The sequence below is a fragment of the Mycobacterium sp. genome (assembly GCF_032161845.1).
Classification (GTDB): Bacteria; Actinomycetota; Actinomycetes; order Mycobacteriales; family Mycobacteriaceae; genus Mycobacterium.
On sequence record NZ_JAVRQA010000107.1, the window covers coordinates 1 to 6,393 of the forward strand.

Below are 6,393 nucleotides of genomic sequence, written 5' to 3' on the forward strand. Positions count from 1 at the left end.
CCCCTTCGCGAGGAGATCCATGTCGAGGCCCGCTGCGGCTGTCAACCGCGTCATCAAGGCGTATGACGTTCGTGGACTCGTCGGCGAAGAAATCGACGAACAATTCGTGGCAGACGTCGGCGGCGCATTCGCCAGGCTGGTCCGCGACGAGGGTGCCGATCGCGTCGCGATCGGTTACGACATGCGGGCCAGTTCCCCGTCGCTGGCCGCGGCGTTCGCCGAAGGGGTCGTCGCGCAAGGCTTGAACGTCACCAGGATCGGCCTTGCGTCGACGGACCAGCTGTACTTCGCGTCCGGTCTGCTCGACTGCGCAGGCGCGATGTTCACCGCCAGCCACAACCCGGCGGCCTACAACGGCATCAAACTCTGCCGCGCCGGAGCCAAGCCCGTCGGCAAGGACTCCGGACTGAGCGCCATCAGCGACGAGGTCATCCACGGGGTGCCTGCCTTCGATGGGGCGTCGGGAGTCCTCGAGGATCGTGACGTGCTTGGCGATTACGGAGACTTCCTGCGCTCGCTCGTCGACATCTCGGCGCTCCGACCGCTTCGGGTGGCGGTCGACGCGGGCAACGGCATGGGCGGGCACACCACGCCTGCGGTACTGGGTCCGCTGACATCGGTCACGCTGCTGCCGCTGTTCTTTGAACTCGACGGTACGTTCCCGAATCACGAGGCCAACCCGCTCGACCCAGCCAATCTCGTCGACCTACAGCGTCACGTGCTCGAAACCGGCGCTGACATCGGGCTCGCGTTCGACGGGGACGCCGACCGCTGCTTCGTCGTCGACGAACTCGGTCAGCCGGTGTCGCCTTCCGCAGTGACGGCCCTGGTGGCCGGGCGGGAGCTTGGTCGGGAGATCGGTGCCACGGTCATCCACAACCTGATCACCTCGCGAGCGGTGCCCGAACTGATCGTCGAACGCGGCGGCACTGCCCTGCGCTCGAGGGTCGGGCATTCCTACATCAAGGCACTGATGGCCGAGTCGGGCGCGATCTTCGGCGGAGAGCATTCGGCGCATTACTACTTCCGTGACTTCTGGGGTGCGGACTCCGGGATGTTGGCCGCGCTCCACGTTCTCGCAGCGCTCGGCGAACGGGACCGGCCGCTGTCGGAGATGATGGCCGACTACCAGCGGTACGTGGAATCGGGCGAGATCAACTTCACCGTCGCCGACGCGCCCGCATGCGTCGACGCCGTGCTGAAGTCCTTCGGCAGCCGCATCCAGTCGATCGATCACCTCGATGGAGTCACCGTCGACCTTGGTGCCGGCACCTGGTTCAACCTGCGCACCTCGAACACCGAGCCGTTGCTGAGGCTCAACGTCGAAGCGCGGAGCTCCGATGACGTTGCGGCGATCGTCGACGACGTTGCGGCCCAGATTGCCTCGCTGAGTGAGACTGCCACGTGAGTGCCGCGCACGCGACCATCGACCTCGACGACGTCGAAGGTCTGCTCGCCGCCGACCGGGACGGTTTGCTGCGGGCCGCATCGATGGGCGGTGCGCAGATGCGTGCAACGGCCGCCGCCTTGGATGAGGGCGCGCTCGAGTCGCTACGCGGAGATCATCCGCCGCGCACCGTGATCTGGGTGGCCAGTCGGGGCGCCGCGGAGGCGGCAGGCGCCATGCTGGCGGCCGCCCTCGGTGGTTCGACGGCCGCACCGATCGTGGTGGCTTCCGAAGTCCCCCCGTGGATCGGAGCCCTCGACGTCATGGTCGTGGCGGGTGACGATCCCGCGGATCCGGTACTGGTGGCCGCAGCCGCGAGTGGAATCCGGCGCGGCGCCAGAGTGGTCGTGGCGGCTCCCGACGAGGGACCACTTCGGGAGGTCGCGGCGGGTCGAGCGGTGGTGCTGGCGCCGCGACTGTTGGTGCCCGACGAGTTCGCGCTCGTCCGTTATCTCGCCGCTGGCCTCGCTACCCTGCACGTCGTCCTTCCCGGCATGAGCGTCAACCTTGCCGAGCTGGCCGATGCACTCGACGCCGAGGCGCTGCGTAATAGCGCGGGCCGCGAGCTGTTCACCAACCCGGCCAAGTCGCTCGCCGAGCGGATGTCCGGCCGCGACGTCGTCCTGGCCGGCGCCAACCCCGCCAGTGTGGCGCTCGCCAGACATGTCGGCGCCATTTTGCTTCGCGTGGCGCAGCAGTCCGTCGCCACCGTGGGGATGGCCGACGTGCTGGTTGCGCTGCGTCGCGGATTGGCAAGCAGTCCAACCAATTACGAGTCCTCCATCTTCCACGACGAGGAGATCGACGGCCCACTGCCCGCCCGAGTGCGGACCGTCGTGATCGCGACCGACGAGGAACGGCCCGCGATCGTCGCGACCCTCAGCGGCTACGACGACGTCGACGTGGTGAGCGCCGACGACGTGCCCGACGTCGTGACGCCGCGGCCAAGTGGTCGCCCCGAGCAGCAATTGGCGATGTTGGCGGTGCGTCTGGAAATGACTGCGGCCTACCTGCGACTGGTTCGAGGTTAGACACGTGGACCTATTACGCGGCGCGTTGCGGACCTACGCATGGGGATCGCATACCGCCATAGCTGAATTCAGTGGAAAGTTCAGTCCCACATTGCATCCCGAGGCTGAACTGTGGCTGGGGGCGCACCCCGGCGATCCCGCCTGGCTGGAAGGCGACGGCGGGGAGCGGTCGCTGCTCGACACCATCGCCGCAGATCCCGACGGCCAGTTGGGGGCCGTGGCGCGCGAACACTTCGGTGATGCGCTTCCCTTCTTGGCCAAGGTTCTCGCGGCGGACGAACCCCTGTCACTGCAGGCGCACCCCAGTGCCGCCCAGGCGATGGAGGGATTTGCGCGGGAGGATCGCCAGGGCATTCCCGTGTCGGCACCCACCAGGAACTATCGCGACCGAAGCCACAAGCCGGAACTGATCGTGGCGCTGGCCCCGTTCGAGGCACTGGCGGGATTCCGTCCCGTCGCCCGCAGCATCGAGCTCCTCAAGGCGCTCGCGGTGGCCGAGCTGGATCCGTACGTCAACCTGCTGTCCGCTCCTACGGACGAGGACGGCCTACGCGCGCTCTTCACTACGTGGATCACGGCGCCGCAGGCCGCCCTCGACGTCCTGGTGCCCGCGGTGCTCGACGGTGCCGTCAACTACTTGCGTTCGGGTGCAGGAGATTTCGCCAAGGAAGCCAAGACGACGCTGCAGCTGGGTGAGCGGTATCCCGGCGATGCGGGCGTGCTGGCGTCCATGCTGCTCAACCGGATCACCCTCGCACCGGGGGAAGGCATCTACTTGCCCGCCGGAAACCTCCACACCTACCTGCACGGCATGGGCTTCGAGGTGATGGCCAACTCCGACAACGTATTGCGCGGAGGCCTGACTCCCAAGCACGTCGACGTGCCAGAGCTTCTCCGCGTGCTCGACTTCACGCCGACCGACGAATCCGCGCTCCGGCCACGGACCTCGATCGACGGAATCGAGGTGCTCTACCACACGCCGGCACTCGAGTTTGCGGTGTCCCTGCTGCGTCTCGACGGTCGCGAACTTGGACACCAGATCGACGCGCCAGCCCGACACGATGGTCCTCAGGTGCTGTTGTGCACCGAAGGCTCGGTCCAGGTACACGCGAAGTCGAGCGTGCTCACCCTCGACCGCGGAGCGGCGGCGTGGGTGGCGGCCGACGACGGGCCGATTCGCTTGGTCGCCGACGAGCCTGCCTCGTTGTTCCGCGCCACGGTCGGCATCTGACGGAGGGGTTCGACCTTGTCGACATCCGGTAGCAAGCGCGCGATCGTGGCCGCCCTGTTGGCGAACGCGGGCATCGCGACCGCCAAGTTCGTCGGCTTCCTGATCACCGGCAGCTCGTCGATGCTCGCGGAGGGGGTCCACTCCATAGCCGACACGTCCAATCAGGGTCTGCTGCTGTGGGGCCAGCGGCAAGCAGACAAGGAACCCGATGCGCTACATCAGTTCGGGTACGGGCGAAGTCGCTACTTCTATTCCTTCGTGGTCGCGTTGGTGTTGTTCTCCCTCGGCGCGGCCTTCGCCCTTTACGAGGGTTACGAGAAGGTCGTCCACCCGCACGAGCTGACATCGCCACTGGTGGCGGTCGCCATCCTGGGCGTGGCAATCTGCTTGGAGTCCTACAGCTTTCGGACGGCGATGGTGGAGTCGCGCCCGCTCAAGGGGTCTGGCAGCTGGTGGCAGTTCATCCGCAGATCGCGCAATCCGGAACTGCCGGTGGTCCTGCTCGAGGACACCGGTGCCCTCATCGGACTCGCCCTCGCGCTTGCGGGCGTCGGTCTGACGGTGGCGACGGGCAACCCGGTCTGGGACGGCGTCGGCACCCTGTGCATCGGTGTGCTCCTAGCGGTGATCGCGGTCATCCTGATGATCGAGATGCACAGTGCGCTCATCGGGGAGGGCGCGACACTCCAAGAGGGACAGGCGATTCGGAGCGCGTTGGAGCAGACGGCCCACATCGATCGCGTGATTCACCTGCGCACGCAGTACATGGGTCCGGACGACCTTCTGGTCGGCGCCAAGATCGCGTTGGCATCGGGAACCGACCTGGCCACCGTGGCGGCCAGCATCGATGCCGCCGAGGTAGCCGTTCGTGCCGCGGTACCCGCGGCGACGGTCATCTACTTGGAACCGGATCTCGATCGCGCGCTGACTTCATAATGGACTTCGCGTCTCTGATCTTCTCGCCGATTAGCAGGCCCATGTTGTGCCGGACCGTGCGGCCGAGCGTGCGCGCGTCCGGGACCATGTAGAGGCTGTCCAGCAGGCTGAACCGACGCAGAAACCACTCGGCGAGATCGGCTTCCGTCTCGGCGGCGCCAAGGAATCCGTCGAAGAGGTTGCCGACCGTCAGGTACCACCACGGCACGCGGTCTGACGACGCGTTGTGCAGTGCGAGGTCGCCGATGGCGTTCATCGTCCACACCGGCCAGGTGGTCTTCTTCGTTGCGCGGGACAGTTGGCCCGCGACGTCCGGGTCCCCGGACTTCAGCACGGTGCTGAGGTTGCCCGCCTGAATCGACGTCATCGTCATGCCCTGGCCGTACGTCGGATTGAAGCTCACGACGGCATCGCCGAACGGGATGATGCCTGCGGGGAAACGGCGCATCCGGTCATAGCGGCGCCATCTGCTCATTGGGTACTTGTGGAACGCCATTTCGCCGAGCGGCTCACCGGCCCGCAGCGCGGCACTGACGTGCGCAGGCAACAGCACGTCGGCGAGGTCGCATATCTCGTCGAAGTTCTGCGGCGGCTCGGCCTTGCCGGTCCCGAACGTCGTCACTCCCCAGTTGCCGTCCTCGTAGAAGAGCATGCCGAGGCCGACCGGGTGCTCGCGAGACGCCCCAGCGACGACGACCTTCTCCACGATCAGGCCGTCGGGGATGTGCACCTGGTGCGTCGCGTAGTGGATGCCGACGTCAACGGTGTCCTCGGCCGGTCGGCCGTAGCCCCACTGCTCCAGCCATACCGGCAGCCGCGTGCCGCGTCCGGTGGCGTCGACCACGAGGTCGGCGTCCACCGCACTCGATTCGTTCCCGGTTTCAATTAGCACGCCGGTGACGCGCTCCTCGGCGGCCTCGTACCGAGGTTCGGCAATGCCCTGGCGCACCAGTTCGACATTGGGAATCGCCAGCGACTTTCGCCGGATCTGCCACTCCAGGTGCGGCCGGCTCGGCACGTAGGCGGTGAATTCCTTCTGCAGGGTCGTGTTGGTGCCAAGCAGGTGGCCGGCAGCTCCGAAGGAGATGCAGTCGGGGCGGTTGGCCAGCTTCGGCACGCCTGCCGCGACCATGTCGTCCAAGATGCCGGGGAACAGGGCCTCGAATTCGGCCGCCCCGCGCGCCATGAGCAGGTGTACGTGCTTGCCCTGTGGCACGGCGGCCCGGTTGCCCGGTCGGTCGGGAAGGTCGTCGCGCTCGAAGACGGTGACCTTCGCGTAGTGATCTGACAAGACCCGCGCGGCGCACATGCCCGCGATGCTCGCGCCGATGACGACTGCGTGTTCCCGGCCCATGCGCGGAAGGTACCCGCGTGCTTGCCGAGCCAACCCGTCTCCGGTGCGGTGGTCATGGCCGCGTCATTTTACAAAACATGCATCTGTGTATAGACAACGGACAAAAACGGTTCTATAGTCAAATTCGACAGTGATGGCACTCACATGGAGGTGAACGAGCTATGACCACGAACGTTGAGTCGGAAGTCCCGGTCGAGCAGTGGCGCGACAGGAAGCGCTACCTGTGGCTGATGGGCCTCATCGTTCCGACGGCGATCTTCGTGATGCTGCCGGTGATCTGGGCGTTGAACCAGCTCGGCTGGCACGCGGCGGCTCAGGCGCCGCTGTGGATCGGTCCGATCCTGTTGTACATCCTGCTGCCGTTGCTCGATTGGCGCTTCGGGGCTGACGGGCA

5 protein-coding genes and 1 pseudogene are annotated in these 6,393 nt (G+C 66.5%); 5 read left to right on the top strand and 1 reads right to left on the bottom strand.

Going from position 1 to position 6,393, the window contains the following annotated elements; genetic code table 11:
• Nucleotides 1-19 precede the first annotated feature (19 nt).
• Genes QOD90_RS06520 through QOD90_RS06535 form a run of 4 tightly spaced genes read left to right on the top strand, consistent with a single transcriptional unit; the run spans nucleotide 20 to nucleotide 4,645 of the window.
• Nucleotides 20-1,408 carry a phosphomannomutase/phosphoglucomutase gene (locus tag QOD90_RS06520; RefSeq protein WP_526347853.1) on the top strand — a complete coding sequence of 463 codons (1,389 nt, stop codon included), beginning with the start codon at nucleotides 20-22 and terminating at the stop codon, nucleotides 1,406-1,408.
• Complete coding sequence (locus QOD90_RS06525; protein WP_526347845.1) at nucleotides 1,405-2,478, top strand: TobH protein; 1,074 nt, start codon at nucleotides 1,405-1,407, stop codon at nucleotides 2,476-2,478. The genes QOD90_RS06520 and QOD90_RS06525 overlap by 4 nt, the downstream gene beginning before the upstream one ends.
• A gap of 4 nt (nucleotides 2,479-2,482) precedes the next feature.
• Nucleotides 2,483-3,709 carry a mannose-6-phosphate isomerase, class I gene (gene manA / locus QOD90_RS06530; RefSeq protein WP_526347847.1) on the top strand — a complete coding sequence of 409 codons (1,227 nt, stop codon included), beginning with the start codon at nucleotides 2,483-2,485 and terminating at the stop codon, nucleotides 3,707-3,709.
• Between the two features lie 15 nt (nucleotides 3,710-3,724).
• Nucleotides 3,725-4,645, top strand: coding sequence for a cation diffusion facilitator family transporter (locus QOD90_RS06535; RefSeq protein WP_526347849.1), 921 nt, complete (start codon nucleotides 3,725-3,727; stop codon nucleotides 4,643-4,645).
• On the opposite strand, the gene QOD90_RS06540 is transcribed toward QOD90_RS06535, so the two are convergent.
• Entirely contained in the window at nucleotides 4,602-5,999 is a 1,398-nt protein-coding gene (locus QOD90_RS06540; protein WP_526347851.1) for an FAD-dependent oxidoreductase, read from the bottom strand. The two genes, QOD90_RS06535 and QOD90_RS06540, sit on opposite strands and share 44 nt — an antisense overlap.
• A gap of 161 nt (nucleotides 6,000-6,160) precedes the next feature.
• On the opposite strand from QOD90_RS06540, the pseudogene QOD90_RS06545 reads away from it, so the two are divergent.
• Nucleotides 6,161-6,393 (top strand): annotated as a pseudogene (locus QOD90_RS06545) (alkane 1-monooxygenase); the annotation flags it as partial.